Raw genomic sequence first — 16,121 nt, forward strand, 5'->3', positions numbered from 1 at the left:
GTTATGTTCAGGTAACCCGGTATCATACATGATTTTTTTATAAGGGGAGTGCAAAGCCATGATGAAAAAACAAGTTAAGAGAGCGGCGGTCTCGCTGTTGTCGACGGGACTGATACTGAGCCTGCTCGCAGGCTGCGGCGGGAACAACTCCGCAAACGGTAGCAACCCGTCAAAAGAGGCTGGAGGCAGCGGATCCGGCCCGATTACATTGACCTATTTTTCCGAGGACGCCAGTTCGAACTGGAATAATATGCAGGACCGCATCGGAAAAGTCATTACCGAGAAAACGGGCGTCGTGCTGGATGCCGAATTCGCGGTGGGCGATCCCGTACAAAAAGTATCGATCATGGCGGCGACCGGAGAGGTTCCCGATCTCATCGCGGCGAAAGCCGATCTTGGCAAGCTGGTGGACGTAGGGGCGGTTCTCGACCTGACGGATCTGATTGAAGAGCATGCCCCGAACATCAAAAAGATGTTGGGAGATAAGATCGTTCGCACCAAATACAGTTTGGAAGACCAGTCCATCTACGCGATTCCGACTTGGTCTGCGGTAGACGAGCGGAAACTCAGAGCGGAATACGGGTTCCAGCTTCAGCACCGTGTCGTGAAAGAAGCGGGTTATCCGGAGATTCGCACGGTCGAGGATTACGAGAAGGTCATCAAGGATTATTTGGCCAAGCATCCGACGGATGAGAACGGCAATAAAAACATCGGGTTAACGCTGAATGCCGATGATTGGCATATGTATCAGGTGACGAATATGGGCTTCTTTACGACAGGCGCGCCGGATGACGGCGAATATTACGTCGACCAGGAAACGTTTGACGTGACTTACCACTTCCGCCGCCCGGAAGAACGGGAATATTTCCGCTGGCTGAACCATATGAACGATATCGGTTTGCTGGATAAGGAAAGCTTTGTTCAAAAAACGGACCAGTTTAAAGCGAAGGTGGCTTCCGGACGGGTTCTGGGCCTGATCGATCCGGCATGGGATTACGGCGAGGCGCAGCAGGCGTTGAGATCAGCCGGCAAATTCGATCAAACCTACGGCCATTATCCGGTTACGATGTCCAAGGATTACAAAGACACCAGCTTCTGGCCGGCCGGTTTTGACGGAGGCTATGGTATCGCGATTTCGAGCAAATCCAAGGATCCTGTGGCGGCCATCAAGTTTCTGGACTATCTAGCCTCCGAAGAAGGGCAAGTCCTTATCAACTGGGGGATCGAAGGCGAGGATTACATCGTTCAGGACGGAAAAAGAGTCGTTCCGAAGGAAATCCAGGACAAAATGGACAAAGAGGGCAATGCCTACATGAAGGAATCCGGTCTCGGGCTGTATTGGAACCTCACGGTCCATTATGGCGACGGAATCCAGGATTCCACCGGAAACTACTATACGAAGAGCAACAACGAGTCTTTGACCGCTACTTATAGCGAGCCGGAAAAAGAAGCTTTGGCGGCTTATAACGTTGACCACTGGAGAGACCTGTTCCCGAAAGAAGACGAGTTCCCGGAAAGAAAGGCTGGAGCCGTGTATAATCTGACTTTACCAAGCGACAGCAAGGCGACGATCCTGATGGCCAAAATGAAGGATATCACTTGGAAACGGATCCCCGAAGCCATTATGGCCAAGCCGGAAGATTTCGATAAAGTCTGGGACGCATACATGGCGGAGTTGGAAAAAGCCGGCGTGAAAGAGATGGAAGAGGCATACGGCCAATTCGTTAAGGACCGTGTCACGCTCTGGAGCGGCAAATAAGATTACGACATCAAATTGTCACGAAATTGGCTGGAGAAATTCCAGCTAATTTCGTTTTGGATTGCTATTATTTATTGACGATACATGCAATTTATGAGTATAGTTGTTTTGTGAAACATAACAAATTAAATAACAAAAATAATAACAACTGATCATCATGCCCGGAATTTTTTTGGGCGGACGGAAAGGGCGGATACGATGCAAGCGATCAATACGGCACCATGCAATCCCAAGGCTTCCGATGAAGTACGGGCGGTCCTGAACTATTTGAACGAAATTCGTGGAAAAGGCATTATCCTGGGCCAGCACACCCAAACCATTCCACAGGAGGAGCTCCACTATATCCGCGAAGTCACGGGGAAATCGCCGGCGCTTCTCGGCTTCGAGTTGCTCGGCTATTCGCCGAACATCAATTATGAAGACAGCGGTGAAGAGTGTCTGCTGGAGGTCGCCGAGAACAAGGATACGCTGCAAAAAGCGTGGGAGTGGGCGGAGAAGGAAAACGGACTGATCACTTTTACTTGGCATTGGTTCTCCCCGCTTGGCGGCCGGGACAAAAGCTTTTACGCGGAGCATACCGATTTCGACGCCACGAAAGCGGTAATCGAAGGAACCCCGGAATACAAGGCCTTTATTTCCGATATGGACGAGATGGCCGAAATTTTGAAGGAATTCCGCGATAAGCGGATCCCGATTTTGTGGCGGCCTTTCCATGAATCGGAGGGGACCTGGTTCTGGTGGGGAAGCAAGGGGCCCGAAGCGGCGAAGCAGTTGTACCGCATTATGTACGAAAGATACACGAATCATCATGATTTGACGAATTTGATCTGGGTATGGAACTCGCCGCTGGTCGAAGGTTATGTCGGAGACGATGTCGCGGATATCATCTCCAGGGATTTGTATCCGCCGGCCCATCAGCATACGGATTTGCGCAAGGAGTACGAGGAATTGATGCAAATCACGCCGACTCCGAAACTGGCCGCTCTCGGGGAAATCGGGCCGATTCCGAGCGTGGAGCAGCTGGCCGAATCCCGGATTCCGTGGCTGTGGTTCATGACCTGGTCCAACGATTTCGGGAAAACCGAAAAGTTCACGACCAAAGAGGAACTTCGCCGTGCGTACCATAGCGAGTATGCGATTACTTTGGATAAATTGCCGAAGCTATATTAAGATGTAAAAAAACCAGCTCTTCGCTCTATGCGGGAGCTGGTTTTTTGTTTGGCGGAACGATTCCCTGAAAACGAACGATAACCTTACTGATTTGCGCTTCATTTGGATTGATTTTGAATTTCTATTTTTGTGTTTATTTGAATTTGTTATATTCAAACATAAACAAAAATGATATTATGATATTCAAATATAAATAAACATATATGAGGAGGAAACAAACATGGTGCAAAACCTGTGGGACCAAGCCAAAGCCCCGCAGCAGCAGGACGGATTGGAGCAGCTCGTGTACCGCTCGAATCTGATCGGATCGGACCGCCGGGTTTGCAACTGGGGGGGCGGCAATACATCCTCCAAGACGACGGTAACGGATTTTCGGGGACGCGAAGTGGAGGTCATGTTCGTTAAAGGTAGCGGCTCCGATCTGGCAACGATGAAAGCCGGAAATTTTACGGGACTCCGCATGGAGGATATCCGTCCTCTTTTCGAACGGGAGGAAATGAGCGATGAAGAGATGGTTGCTTACCTTAGCCATTGCATGATCGACAGCAAGCATCCGCGGGCGTCCATCGAAACGCTGCTGCACGCTTTCTTGCCGTATCCGCATGTGGACCATACGCATCCGGATGCGATTATCAGCATTTGCTGCGCGGATAACGGCAAGGAGATCGCCAAGGAAATTTTTGGGGACCGTTTCGTATGGGTGCCGTATGTACGGCCGGGTTTTACGCTGTCCAAAATGATTGCGGAAGGCGTGATCGCCAATCCTCATGCGGAATTGGTGCTGATGGAAAAGCATGGACTGGTCACCTGGGGAGATACATCCGAGGCTTGTTACGCGCAGACGATCCATATCATTAATAAAGCGGAAGCTTATATTGAAGCGAAGATCAAAAAGGAGAAGCTGTCCGGCGGCGCCAAACACGCACCGCTCCCGGCCGGTGTCCGCCGCACGATCGCGGCTCAAGTGATGCCTGTGATCCGTGGCGCTGTAAGCGACGCGAAAAAAATGATCCTCACCTTCGACGATGAAGAGGACGTGCTGGAGTTTGTAGGCGGAGCCGATTCCTCCGTTCTTTCCCAAGTCGGTGCGGCATGCCCCGACCACCTTGTTCATACGAAGGTAACCCCGCTGTTTATCGATTGGACGCCTGACAAGGGCGACGTAGAAGGCTTGAAAGACAAGCTGATCCAAGGGATCGCGGGATATAAGGAAGGGTACAAGGCGTATTTTGAACGGAACAAGCACGAAGGCGACGTCATGTTCGAGCCGGCACCGCGCGTTATTCTCATCCCCGGCCTCGGCATGATCAATACGGGAAAAAGCCGGGCGATGTCCCGAGTGAGCGGGGCGCTTTACCATCGGGCGATTGCGGTAATGAGAGGCGCTACGGCGCTCGGCAAATTCGTATCCTTAAGCGAGAACGAATCCTACAACGTCGAATACTGGCCGCTTGAGCTGTATAAATTGTCCCTGGCCCCGGCGGAAGCGGAATTTTCCCGGCAAATCGCCTTCATCACGGGCGGAGCCGGGGGCATCGGCAGCGAGACCGCCCGCCGTCTGGCGGAGGAAGGGGCGCATGTGATCCTTGCGGATTTGAATCTCGAAGGAGCGCAAAAGGTGGCCGGCGAGATTAACGCCAAATACGGGGAAGAACGGGCCGTCGCCGTCAAAATGGATGTCACGCAGGAAGAGGAAGTGCAGGCCGCCTATCTGGAGGCAGTTCTCGCTTTCGGCGGCGTGGACATCATCGTGAACAACGCGGGTCTCGCCACCTCAAGCCCATTCGACGAAACGTCGCTCAAGGAATGGAATCTGAACATCGGCGTGCTGGGGACGGGATATTTTCTCGTGGCAAGGGAAGCTTTCAAGCTGATGAAGCGGCAAAATACGGGCGGAAGCATGGTCTTTGTCGGATCGAAAAACTCCGTGTATGCCGGAAAAAGCGCTTCCGCCTACAGCTCGGCGAAAGCGCTGGAAGCCCATTTGGCCCGCTGCATCGCTGCGGAAGGCGGGGAGTACGGCATCCGCGTGAACACGGTGCTGCCGGACGCGATTTTGCAAGGTTCAGCGATTTGGAACTCCGGCTGGCGAAACGAACGCGCGGCCGCATACGGCATCGAGCCGGATCAACTCGAGGAATATTACCGCAAACGCACGACGCTCCAGGTGAATATTTATCCGCGGGACATTGCGGAAGGGATCGCCTTCCTCGCTTCTTCCAAAGCGGCGAAAACGACGGGATGCATGCTGACGATCGACGGCGGGGTGCCGGCGGCGTTTACCCGGTAACATTTTTCGTAAATTGCATAAAGGTTTGTCATTCCTATCTTTGATGGTTTGGGGCTTTAACGCTATAATTTATTCATAAATTCCGTTTCGAAAAGAGGATGACAAATGCTGGTTGCAGAGCGTTACGAAAAAATCGTTCAGCTGGTGAATGAACGGGGAAGCATTCGGGTTACGGAGCTTAGCGAGCTTTGCTCGGTGACGGAGGAGACGATCCGAAGGGATTTGGACCGGCTCGAGCAGGCGGGGAGGCTGAAGCGGTCCCACGGCGGAGCGGTAAGCGTAAAGGAAGCGCAGCTTGAGGTGCCTTATTTCGAAAGGGAGGTTACCCGTTCGGAGGAAAAGAAGCGCATTGCGGAGGAAGCGGTGAAGCTGGTTCACGCGGGCGACCGGATCTTGCTGGATGCAAGCACGTCGGCCTGGTACATGGCGAAGATGCTGCCCGACATCCCGATGACGGTGCTGACGAATTCGGTCAAGGTCGTGACGGAGCTGAGTGCCAAGGAAAAAATCGAGGTCATTTCCATCGGCGGCCGGTTGTCCCCTCGTTCGCTCTCGTTCGTCGGGCCGTTGGCGGAGAAATCGCTCGAGGCATTCCATGTCGACAAGCTGTTTTTTTCCTGCAAAGGCGTGCATTTGGACCGCGGCATCAGCGAATCCGGAGAGCTCCAGGCGAGGTTGAAGCAGCAGATGATGGGCATGGCCGATCGAATCATTTTGCTTGCTGACGCAAGTAAATTCGGTGTGCAGGCATTCACTCAGGTGACGGATTTGTCCCAAGTGGATGTCGTCATTAGCGACTCGGGCCTGGACCGGGAAACATTGGACTCGCTTAACGAAGCAGGGCTAACCGTCACGCTTGCATAGGCAAGCCTATACGGGTAAACGGAGCTGCCGGCGGAAATTCGTGATTCGGTGCGCTTGACGATCAATGGTGATTTTCAAACTTCCTTTATTCTAAACCCCGCAAAGACATTGGACTGTGTATGTGCCAGTAGTGCTTGATGTCTCTTTGCGGGGTATTTTTCATGGAAAGCGGGTGACGGTCATTGAAGGTGTCCATGTTCATTACTTGTGTAAGCGATGTCATTTATCCCGGGGTCGGGGAAAAGATGATGCGGCTTTTGGCCCGACACGGCATTTTGCTTGATTTTCCGGACGTTCAGACCTGCTGCGGACAGCCTGCTTACAACAGCGGCTACTGGCCGGAAGCCAGGGAGTCCGCCAAGACGATCATTTCGGCTTTCGAGAACAGCGACTTTGTCGTCTCCCCTTCAGGCTCATGCACTTATATGATTCATCATTATCCGGAACTGTTCAAGGACGATCCGAAATGGCGGGAGAAGGCGAAGGCACTCGAAAACAAGACGTTCGAATTTACGCAATTTTTGGTGAATGTGCTCGGCGTTAAAGATATCGGCGCCAGATTTCCGCATAAAGTAACCTATCATCCTTCCTGTCACGGCAGCCGTCTGCTGGGCGTCAAAAACGAGCCGATGGAGCTGCTCAGCCATGTCAGGGATCTGGAGTTCGTCCCGCTTCCGTTCGCGGAGGACTGCTGCGGATTCGGCGGAACGTTCGCGGTCAAGATGGCGGACATTTCCGGGGCCATGGTCTCCGAGAAGGTGGATCATCTCAAAGAGACGGAGGCTGAAGTGCTGGTCGGGCTGGATATGGCCTGCCTCATGAACATCGCCGGCAACTTGCGCCACAGGAACGAGCCGGTCAAGGTAATGCATCTTGCGGAATTGCTTTACGAGGGGGTGCGGATGGCATGAGCGGGGCGGCGGCGAAACCGGAAGGAACCGTGAAAGAGCGGGCAGGGCTAGCATTGAACGACGAGTTTTTGCGCAAGGCGGTGAAGTTTACGACGGAACGGCTGCGCAGCGGCAAGCGGCAGGCGATGGAGGAGCACGGGAACTGGGAGGACTGGCGCGAACGCGGACGGCAAATCCGCATGCATACGATCTCGCACTTGGATTACTATCTTGGATTGTTTGCAGACCGGGCCAGAGAGAACGGAGTCCACGTGCATTTTGCCGACAATGCTGACGAAGCCGTGAGGCTGGCATTGGATATAGCCGGGCGGAACTCGGCGGAGACGGCCGTCAAATCGAAGTCGATGGTAACGGAAGAGCTGCATCTCAATCAGGCGCTCCAATCGATAGGGGTGGAGGCGATCGAGACGGATTTGGGCGAATATATTATCCAGTTGGCCGCCGAGGCGCCTTCGCACATTATCATTCCGGCCATTCACAAGAACAGATTCCAGATCGCCGAACTGCTTTCGGCGGATGCCGGAGAGACGCTTCCCCCGGAAACGACTGTTTTGGCAGGCTACGTACGCAAAAAGTTAAGGGAAAAGTTTCTGGAAGCGGACATTGGCGTGACCGGGTGCAATTTTGCGATTGCGGAAACCGGATCGATCGTGTTGTTCGAAAATGAAGGAAATGCCCGGATGGTGACCACCGTTCCCCAGACTCAAATTACGTTCATGGGCATGGAGCGGATCATTCCGTCTTGGGCCGATCTTGAGGTGATGGCCACGCTGCTGCCTCGTTCCGCCATCGGACAACGGCTGACCGTCTACATGTCCGGGATCACCGGGCCGAAACGGACGGAGGACGGGGACGGCCCCGAAGAAATGCACGTCATTATCGTGGATAACGGCAGGTCCCTGCAGCTTGGAGATCCGGAATTCCAGGAGCTGCTGAATTGCATTCGATGCGGGGCCTGCCTCAACGCCTGCCCGGTTTATCGGCACATCGGCGGCCACGCCTACGGGGGAACTTACAGCGGGCCGATCGGAGCGGTGCTCACGCCTGCGCTCAAAGGAAACGTCGCGGAATGGGACGACATCGCGAACGCATCCAGTTTATGCGGGGCTTGCTATGAGGCCTGTCCGGTCAAAATCCCGCTGCACGATATGCTCGTCTCCTTGCGGCGGAGAAAGGTCGAGCGGGGATACGGCAGCAAGATGGAAAGTATCGGCATGCGGGGATTCGGACGGATCATGTCCGATTCCAAACGCTACCGGAGGGTGCTCCGGGCGGGGAGGCTCGGGCAAAAGCTCGTGGTCAGAAACGGCGAAATTCGCGCGAAGCTGGGCCCCTTAAAAGGATGGAACACCTACAGGGTAACGCCTAGTCTGGCATCCGAGCCGTTCCGGGACCGTTACCCGACGATCGAAGCCGAGCTTCGGCAAGGAATTCGGGAGATGGAACCGGAGATGGAACGGCGGATGCAGCGGATGATGGATCAGCGCGGCGAAGGCGTTGGGCTTAACGGCGGAAGTGCCGGGAATGTCGGGCATGGCAGAATTGGCGGGAACGGCGGGAATGGCATGAATAGCGCGAATGGCGCGAGAGATATGAATGGCATGAATGACGCGAACGACAAGAATGGCACGAGTGGGGCGAATCCCTCGAAAGACGCGAATACCACGAAAGACACGGATTCAAAGGCGAATGGTGCATACGGTTCCGAGGGCATCGGTGTTAAAGGAGAAGACGGTGATGAATGACGCGCACGAAACCTGGCTGCAAAAACTGGACGAAGCGTCCAAGTCCAAGCAGGAAGCATTCCTGAGCAACATCGCCTCCAGGCTGCAGCGTCCGCGAGTGACGGAAAAACCGCGGCAGCCGTTCCGCGGCGCCCAGGAATTTTGGGACGGATTCAAATTGTCGGAGGAAGACAAGGCCTCGATGTTTTCCCGGCATTTTACGGCGGCCGGGGGTTATGTGATCCGGGCGGGCGATATGGCGGAAGCCGGGCGGCTGATCGCGGTTAAAGCGGTGGAGCTGGGAGCGCGCCGGATTTTGCGGCAGGATCAACCGGCTCTGGCGGAGATGAGTCTCGAAAAATTGCTCCCCGAGGCGGAACTCACGGTATGGAACCGGGAATCCGGGGAATTGGATCGGTACCGCAGGTCACATGGTCATAACCTGTCTCTGGCCGGAGACAGAGAAGAGCAGGCTCCCGACTGGACATCCCGCGCCGCCGAGGCGGATATCGGAATCGTGCAGGCGGACTACGCGGTAGCCTACACCGGATCGATCGCGGTGCTGTCGGGAGAGCGGAAAGGCCGTTCCGTCAGCCTGCTTCCCACCGTCTTGTTCGCGGTGATCCCGACCTCCTCGCTCGTCACCAGACTGGGTGAGGTATTGGCGGAATTCGACCGGGCCGGCCGCGAAGGCCTGCCGGCGGGAATTCATTTCATCTCGGGCCCGAGCCGGTCCGCCGATATCGAAAACGATCTGACGATCGGTGTACACGGCCCGGGAATTGTATACGCCGTGCTCGTGGACACTGCTGCAAACACATGCGACTAATGCGTAATGAGGCGGAAATTTGAGGGATGGGGCGAAATATACAGCGAATCTCGAACTACGAACGGGGACAATAACACCGGATTACTAACGGAAATCAGAGCCTCTATTTGGTATTAGAAGGTGCCTTTTTAATATGTAACAGAACTGAGAGACGTTATTTCTTCAAAAACAAGCCGAAAGAGGTACGAAACATCCAAATAAGCTCTCTGAGTTCCGTTACTATTTTTAAACATCAAAAAATAGCACGATAACGGCTCCTAGTTCCGTTAAGAGCGAATACGTAGATTCATCACAGCAAACGACTTCGTCATATGGATCGGATTTTCAAATAATCAAACATTATCAAAAACAAAACAACATAAACAAACAAATTTTCATTGACAAACAAATGACATCGCCTTAGGATGAAGGAAAAACGAGGGTGAAGGATAGCGAATCGACTTTTGTTCAATACAAGGGGAGAGAAATATGCTCAATCATATCGCGGTTGATATCGGGGCTTCCAGCGGAAGGCTGATCCATGGAAGGCTGGAAGGCGGGCGTTTGGAGATCCGTGAACTGCACCGTTTTTCCAACCGGTTTGAGCGGAAGGACGGTCATGACTATTGGGACGTCGAGCATTTATTCCGGGAGATCATCCAGGGGCTGACCAAGGCCAAGCGGGATGGGATCCGCGAATGCACGCTCGGCATCGATACTTGGGCAGTCGACTATGTGCTGCTGGATCAGGCGGGAGGCCGAATTCACGAGGTGTACGCTTACCGGGATCCCCGAACGAACGGGGCGCCGGATGCTTTTCACAAAGTAATATCACGAGCGGAAGTATACGAAAAAACAGGAATTCAGGAGCTTTCCTTCAATACGCTCTATCAGCTTTTCGTGCATGATCCACGGCAGTTGGAACTAGCGGATACGATCCTGCTCGTGCCCGATTATTTATATTACAGATTGAACGGGAAAAAAATCAACGAGCTCACGAATGCCTCCACGACGCAAATGTTGAATTTGCAGCAGGGGGATTTTGACGGCGATTTATTGGAGATTCTCGGCCTTTCCCGATCCCAGTTTGCCGAATTAACGGAACCGGGCGAGAAGCTGGGTCCTATCCTTCCCGAGCTTATGCAAACATACGATTTACCGAAGTGCGAGCTCGTAGCCGTACCTACCCATGATACCGCCTCGGCCGTCGTTGGAGTTCCGGCACTTGGGAAGTCGGGCTGGGCTTACCTCAGCAGCGGGACGTGGTCCTTGCTTGGCATGGAACTGGCGAGGCCGCTCAATACGGAAGCAGCACAGGCACATAACTATACGAACGAGCGCGGGGCATACGGGACTACGCGTTTTTTGAAAAACATCATGGGCCTGTGGATGATCCAGGAAACCCGCCGGGTATCGGGGGAAGCGTGCGGATTTGCCGAACTGGTCCAAATGGCCTTGGAAGCGCCTTCTTTCCGCAGCCTGGTCGCCTGTAATGATCCGAGGTTTCTGAATCCGGACCATATGATCGAGGAAATTCAAAGGTTTTGCCGGGAAACGGAGCAGCCTGTACCCGTAACCCTAGGCGAAGTGGCAAGAACGATTTTTGATAGTTTGGCTTTGACCTATTGCGATTATCTGCACGAACTCGAAGAGATCACTGGGCAAAAGATCGAAGTGCTGCATATCGTCGGAGGCGGGTCGAATAATGCGCTGCTTTCCCAATTAACCGCCGATTTGACGGGGAAAACGGTGAAGGCCGGGCCTTCCGAATCGACGGCGATCGGGAACCTGACGGTTCAAATGATGGCGTGCGGACTTATAGAAGATATGGCTCAGGCGAGGGAAATCATAGCGGACTCATTCGAAATTCAAACTTACTCCCCGCACCCGGTAAGCAATAAAGCGGAACTGCTTGAACGATGGAGGCAATTGACGAAGGCGAAGCAACTATAGAAAAGAGGGATGTCCGATGGATGCAAAAGTGATGGACGGCTATAACTACGCCAAGGAGATGTATGCGCAGCACGGGATCGACGTGGATGAGGCTCTGAAAAAGCTGTCCGAAATCAAAATATCGCTGCACTGCTGGCAGGGGGACGATGTACGGGGATTTCTTTTTAACGATAAGGAGCTTGGCGGAGGCATTGCGGTTACGGGAAGTTACCCCGGCCGGGCGGGAACGCCGGATGAGCTGAGGCAGGACCTGGAAAAGGCGCTGGCCTTGATCCCCGGCAAACATAAGGTCAACCTGCACGCGATTTATGCGGATACCGACGAGCAGGTGGATTTGGACGGCCTTGAGCCGAAGCATTTTCAAAAATGGGTCAAATGGGCAAAGGCGCAGGGGCTGGGCCTTGATTTTAACCCGACCTGTTTCTCCCACCCGAAAGCGGAGGACGGATTCACGCTTAGCCACCCGGACCCGGAAATACGCGGCTTTTGGATCGACCACTGCAAAGCTTCGCGCAAAATCGCGGAATATTTCGGCAGGGAGCTCGGACAGACCTGCGTGACGAATTTTTGGGTGCCGGACGGCTACAAGGATATTCCGGTTGACCGCCTGTCGCCGCGGAAAAGGTTGAAGGAAGCGCTGGATGAGGTTTTCCGGGAGGAGATCGATCCGAAATACAACATCGATGCGGTCGAGAGCAAACTGTTCGGCATCGGCTCCGAAAGTTATGTCGTCGGGTCGCACGAGTTTTACATGGGCTATGCGATGTCCTCAGGAAAGGCGCTGTGCCTCGATGCCGGACATTTTCATCCGACCGAAGTGATTTCGAACAAAATATCTTCGATTTTGATGTACATGGACCGGCTCCTGCTTCATGTCAGCCGGCCTGTCCGGTGGGACAGCGACCATGTCGTCATAATGGACGACGAATTGCTGGACATTGCGCGCGAGCTGGTCAGAGGGGACTTTTTATCCAGAACGCACATCGGCCTCGATTTCTTCGATGGAAGCATCAACCATATCGCCGCCTGGGTCATCGGCACCCGCAATACGATCAAGGCGCTGCTGCGGGCGATGCTCGAGCCGGTGGACCGGCTGGCGCAAGCCGAACTGGACGGTGACTACACGACGAGGCTGGCGCTGACCGAGGAATTCAAGTCTTATCCGTTCGGAGCGGTATGGGATTACTATTGTGCGGTGTCGGACGTTCCCGTGCGCGAAGCTTGGCTGGAAGAGGTTCAAGATTATGAACGCCGGGTTCTGCTCAAGCGGTAATGAGACTAGAAATAAGATAAGGGGATAGGATGACCATGACTGTATCGGTAATGGAATCTAGCAATTATATCGGCGCGATAGAGGCTCCGTTTATCCGGGAAATGTCCGAAGTGACCAGCAATATGTGGAAATACGGATGGGATGAGCGAAACGGAGGAAATGTCAGCTATATTCTAGATGAAACCGAGGTTGCCCAATATATCGATATCCGTCGCGTATTGCGGACGATCCAGCCGTCTTTTCCGGTGCATGAGCTGGCGGGCAAATATTTTATCGTGACCGGGTCGGGAAAATACTTCAAGAACGTGATGAACGATCCGGAGCTGAATCTTGGCGTACTGCGGGTATCCGAGGATGGCGGGCGGCTGGAGCTGCTTTGGGGCTTCAGGGACGGCGGCGTTCCGACCAGCGAGCTGGCGGCCCATTTCATGAGCCATACCGAGCGGCTGAAAGCGGATCCGAACCACCGCATCGTACTCCATACCCATGCTACGAACGTGATCGCAATGACCTTTATCCATGAGCTGGACGAAAATAAATTCACGAAAACACTTTGGGAAATGTGCACGGAGTGCCTCGTTGTTTTTCCGGACGGCGTAAGCGTGATCCCTTGGATCGTTCCGGGAACAACGGAAATCGGCAGAGCCACCGCGCAAAAAATGCGAACGAGCCGCGTGGTCATCTGGCCGCAGCACGGCATTTACGGCGCAGGCACCACCATGGACGAGGCGTTCGGCCTGATCGAGACGGTGGAGAAAGCTGCGCAGATTTATATGCTGATCGCGCCGCACGAAATTAAACAGCGGATTACCGAACCGCAGCTTCGCGATCTGGCCAAAGCGTTCGGCGTCACGCCGAAACCGGGCGTGTTGACGGAGGGGTAACGGGGGGCAAGAAGAGATGGAGCAGTAAGAGCGTTAAGCTTGGAGTCTTGAGCTTGGAGTTTGGAGCGTAGTTGCGGAAATGCGCTACCTGATAAGCAGTACCGGAATAAGGTTCCTCGAAATCAAAGCCTCATTGGAAAAAATCCAACGCACAGGACGGAAGTACGGGATCGAAGTCACTCCGATTGGAGAAATTCCAATCAAAAAGATGATATTCGGCCCGGACGATCCCGAATCAGCCGCTTTCATTGGATTATTTCCAATGAAGCAACCGGTAGGTCGATATTTGAATCTCATTCGTTGGAAAATTTCCAACGAAAGCTTGATCATTGCTCAGAAAGAAAGGGCACTTTCAGTCCGGATACACCCGGACATGCGAGAGGCCCTTTTTAGTTTGCTAGTGTTTGTCGGTTTCGATAGAATTGAAGGAGTTTGATAGAGTATAAAACGTCGAAACTTGACCTGTTACTATGGAGGATGGAAAAAACATGTTCGGAAACGATTGGGACGAGATTTTGCACGAAGAGACGCAGAAACCGTATTTTCAGCAATTACGGTATACACTGGCCCGGGAATACAAGCAGCATACCGTTTATCCGCCGAAAGAGCTGCTCTTCTCCGCACTGAAGCTGACCCCTTATGGCCGGACGAGGGTGGTCATCCTGGGACAAGACCCTTATCATGGGCCGGGGCAGGCGCACGGGCTCAGCTTTTCGGTCATGCCGGGAGTGCGGATCCCGCCTTCTTTGCAAAATATATATAAAGAACTCGAGTCGGACGTCGGCGTACCGGCCCCGAATCACGGCTATTTGCTGCATTGGGCGGAGCAGGGAGTGCTGTTGTTAAACGCCGTTCTCACCGTACGGGAAGGGCAACCCAACTCTCACAAGGGCATCGGGTGGGAGCAATTTACGGATGCCATCATGATGAAACTGAACGAACGGGATGTGCCGCTGGTCTTCATCCTGTGGGGCAGTTATGCCCAGAAGAAAGGCGCCTTTATCGACCGGAAACGGCATAAGGTCATTGAATCCCCGCATCCGAGCCCGCTTTCGGCGCATCGCGGATTTCTCGGCAGCCGGCCGTTTTCGAAGACCGATGCTTTTTTGGAGGAGAAAGGCTTGAAGCCGGTAGATTGGACTTTGCCGAGCATACAAAGAGCAAATCCGGCGGAGGTTTAGAAACAGGCGCTGCTTGCATCCATAGCGTTTCCGAGCCTGCCGGGACAGCGTTTTACACCGGCTTCTTTTTCTAGTATATTTTTTGTGAAAAAGTCCCTCTAGAGAAAGGAGAGTCGGATGCCTATGGGCTTGTCCAAGCGCCAGGTGCTGACTTGCGATTTATTGGTGAAGGAATTTTTCGTAAAACAGGTCCCGATATTGGACAGCAGAAAACTTCGTTTCGGGGATGTTCAAGGCAAGGATGTGTATAACATTACGGCGCCTTTCCGGCTTCAAGGCGAGACGTTTATCGCCGGACGCGTGGAATCCCGGGACAGCGAGGATTCGGAAGTCGTCTTTTTTGCGGAACGGGGAGGCGTCTGGCTTCCGCGTGAGGGCGCCCCTGTTTTTCGCCTGCAGGATCCGTTTTTTTGCCGCTTAAAAGAGGAGATCATCATCGGCGGGGTCCGGACTTTTCCTCATCCGGGCCTCCCCGGAGCGCTGGATTGGCGGACCGAATTCTACCGGGGCACCCGTTTGGAGAATTTGAGCCCCTTCTTCGAAGGGCCGAACGGAATGAAGGATATCCGGTTGGTAGAATTGGCGGAGGGCGACATCGGCGTCTTCACAAGACCGCAGGGAAAGATAGGCGGGCGGGGCAAGATCGGATTTATCCGCATACCGTCCATCGATGAATTGACCCGGGAGCTTATCGAAGAAGCGCCTTTGCTGGAAGGGCAGTTCATCAAGGACGAATGGGGCGGCGTCAATGAAGCGCATTTGCTGGCCAACGGACTCGTCGGCGTTTTGGGGCATATCGCCCGTTTTGACGATGAGGGGAAGCGCCATTATTATCCGATGGTTTTTGCCCTGGAGCCGGAAACGGGGACCGTGACGGATATCGAGCTGATCGCGGTTCGGGACAGCTTCCTTCCGGGACCCGCCAAACGGGATGATTTGCAGGACGTGGTCTTTAGCGGCGGGCTCGTCCGATCCGAAGACGGATCCGCCATGCTTTACGCGGGAATCAGCGATACCGAGGCGCATTGCATCGTCATACCGGATCCTTTTTTGCATTACGAAACCATAAAAATAAAAAGAAATTAATAGAAATTTAAAATAAATGATAGCTTTAATCCGCTAAACATTAGAAAACAAGGAATGCTGGCCCATTTTTGCGGAGAAACCGGCTTGATTCGATTCAACGATTCAAGTATATATTTTATTAGCAGCCCACTCGCTTGAGTGCTAACAATTTCATGTAATATAACGTCCCGAGAGAAGCCTTTATGCTGGATTTTTGCCGTTCATGGTGTTTGTCATGT

At 53.5% G+C, this 16,121-nt stretch carries 13 protein-coding genes; all 13 read left to right on the forward strand.

From position 1 onward, the window contains the following. The first annotated feature begins 61 nt into the window (after window positions 1-61). The 13 genes from ACSFXJ_RS08530 (at window position 62) to ACSFXJ_RS08590 (ending at window position 15,903) form a co-directional block, all read left to right on the forward strand. Window positions 62-1,759 carry an ABC transporter substrate-binding protein gene (locus ACSFXJ_RS08530; protein ID WP_435925715.1) on the forward strand — a complete coding sequence of 566 codons (1,698 nt, stop codon included), beginning with the start codon at window positions 62-64 and terminating at the stop codon, window positions 1,757-1,759. Between the two features lie 198 nt (window positions 1,760-1,957). Then, window positions 1,958-2,929, forward strand: a complete 972-nt coding sequence (locus ACSFXJ_RS08535; protein ID WP_435924746.1) for a glycosyl hydrolase — start codon at window positions 1,958-1,960, stop codon at window positions 2,927-2,929. A 220-nt stretch (window positions 2,930-3,149) separates the two neighbouring features. Continuing rightward, window positions 3,150-5,219 (forward strand): bifunctional aldolase/short-chain dehydrogenase, encoded by a 2,070-nt coding sequence (locus ACSFXJ_RS08540; protein WP_435924747.1) that lies wholly within the window; start codon window positions 3,150-3,152, stop codon window positions 5,217-5,219. 105 nt (window positions 5,220-5,324) lie between these two features. Continuing rightward, complete coding sequence (locus ACSFXJ_RS08545; RefSeq protein ID WP_435924748.1) at window positions 5,325-6,083, forward strand: DeoR/GlpR family DNA-binding transcription regulator; 759 nt, start codon at window positions 5,325-5,327, stop codon at window positions 6,081-6,083. A 182-nt stretch (window positions 6,084-6,265) separates the two neighbouring features. Next, window positions 6,266-6,994 carry a (Fe-S)-binding protein gene (locus ACSFXJ_RS08550; protein WP_435924749.1) on the forward strand — a complete coding sequence of 243 codons (729 nt, stop codon included), beginning with the start codon at window positions 6,266-6,268 and terminating at the stop codon, window positions 6,992-6,994. Then, window positions 6,991-8,739 (forward strand): LutB/LldF family L-lactate oxidation iron-sulfur protein, encoded by a 1,749-nt coding sequence (locus ACSFXJ_RS08555; protein ID WP_435924750.1) that lies wholly within the window; start codon window positions 6,991-6,993, stop codon window positions 8,737-8,739. The genes ACSFXJ_RS08550 and ACSFXJ_RS08555 overlap by 4 nt, the downstream gene beginning before the upstream one ends. Then, on the forward strand, window positions 8,732-9,547 hold the full coding sequence (locus ACSFXJ_RS08560; RefSeq protein WP_435924751.1) for a LutC/YkgG family protein: 816 nt from the start codon (window positions 8,732-8,734) through the stop codon (window positions 9,545-9,547). Before ACSFXJ_RS08555 ends, ACSFXJ_RS08560 begins: the two co-directional genes overlap by 8 nt. A gap of 468 nt (window positions 9,548-10,015) precedes the next feature. Further along, window positions 10,016-11,479: a rhamnulokinase gene (rhaB, locus tag ACSFXJ_RS08565; RefSeq protein ID WP_435924752.1), complete on the forward strand. Its 1,464-nt coding sequence runs from the start codon at window positions 10,016-10,018 to the stop codon at window positions 11,477-11,479. A 16-nt stretch (window positions 11,480-11,495) separates the two neighbouring features. Further along, a complete protein-coding gene (rhaA, locus tag ACSFXJ_RS08570) occupies window positions 11,496-12,752 on the forward strand; it encodes an L-rhamnose isomerase (RefSeq protein WP_435924753.1) in 1,257 nt (418 codons plus the stop codon). 35 nt (window positions 12,753-12,787) lie between these two features. Beyond that, window positions 12,788-13,636 carry a rhamnulose-1-phosphate aldolase gene (gene rhaD, locus ACSFXJ_RS08575; protein ID WP_435924754.1) on the forward strand — a complete coding sequence of 283 codons (849 nt, stop codon included), beginning with the start codon at window positions 12,788-12,790 and terminating at the stop codon, window positions 13,634-13,636. Window positions 13,637-13,715: 79 nt separating this feature from the next. Next, window positions 13,716-14,072: a hypothetical protein gene (locus tag ACSFXJ_RS08580; RefSeq protein WP_435924755.1), complete on the forward strand. Its 357-nt coding sequence runs from the start codon at window positions 13,716-13,718 to the stop codon at window positions 14,070-14,072. 52 nt (window positions 14,073-14,124) lie between these two features. After that, window positions 14,125-14,817: a uracil-DNA glycosylase gene (ung, locus tag ACSFXJ_RS08585; RefSeq protein WP_435924756.1), complete on the forward strand. Its 693-nt coding sequence runs from the start codon at window positions 14,125-14,127 to the stop codon at window positions 14,815-14,817. Between the two features lie 123 nt (window positions 14,818-14,940). Continuing rightward, window positions 14,941-15,903 carry a DUF1861 family protein gene (locus ACSFXJ_RS08590; protein ID WP_435924757.1) on the forward strand — a complete coding sequence of 321 codons (963 nt, stop codon included), beginning with the start codon at window positions 14,941-14,943 and terminating at the stop codon, window positions 15,901-15,903. The last annotated feature ends 218 nt before the right edge of the window (window positions 15,904-16,121 follow it).

It is taken from the genome of Paenibacillus salivarius (assembly GCF_051307165.1).
In the GTDB taxonomy this organism is placed as follows: Bacteria; Bacillota; Bacilli; order Paenibacillales; family Paenibacillaceae; genus Fontibacillus.

Coding starts and splice junctions, on each gene's coding strand:
- ACSFXJ_RS08530 (WP_435925715.1), top strand. CDS start 62: ATGAAAAAACAAGTTAAGAGAGCGGCGGTCTCGCTGTTGTCGACGGGA.
- ACSFXJ_RS08535 (WP_435924746.1), top strand. CDS start 1,958: ATGCAAGCGATCAATACGGCACCATGCAATCCCAAGGCTTCCGATGAA.
- ACSFXJ_RS08540 (WP_435924747.1), top strand. CDS start 3,150: ATGGTGCAAAACCTGTGGGACCAAGCCAAAGCCCCGCAGCAGCAGGAC.
- ACSFXJ_RS08545 (WP_435924748.1), top strand. CDS start 5,325: ATGCTGGTTGCAGAGCGTTACGAAAAAATCGTTCAGCTGGTGAATGAA.
- ACSFXJ_RS08555 (WP_435924750.1), top strand. CDS start 6,991: ATGAGCGGGGCGGCGGCGAAACCGGAAGGAACCGTGAAAGAGCGGGCA.
- ACSFXJ_RS08560 (WP_435924751.1), top strand. CDS start 8,732: ATGAATGACGCGCACGAAACCTGGCTGCAAAAACTGGACGAAGCGTCC.
- rhaB (WP_435924752.1), top strand. CDS start 10,016: ATGCTCAATCATATCGCGGTTGATATCGGGGCTTCCAGCGGAAGGCTG.
- rhaA (WP_435924753.1), top strand. CDS start 11,496: ATGGATGCAAAAGTGATGGACGGCTATAACTACGCCAAGGAGATGTAT.
- rhaD (WP_435924754.1), top strand. CDS start 12,788: ATGACTGTATCGGTAATGGAATCTAGCAATTATATCGGCGCGATAGAG.
- ACSFXJ_RS08580 (WP_435924755.1), top strand. CDS start 13,716: ATGCGCTACCTGATAAGCAGTACCGGAATAAGGTTCCTCGAAATCAAA.
- ung (WP_435924756.1), top strand. CDS start 14,125: ATGTTCGGAAACGATTGGGACGAGATTTTGCACGAAGAGACGCAGAAA.
- ACSFXJ_RS08590 (WP_435924757.1), top strand. CDS start 14,941: ATGGGCTTGTCCAAGCGCCAGGTGCTGACTTGCGATTTATTGGTGAAG.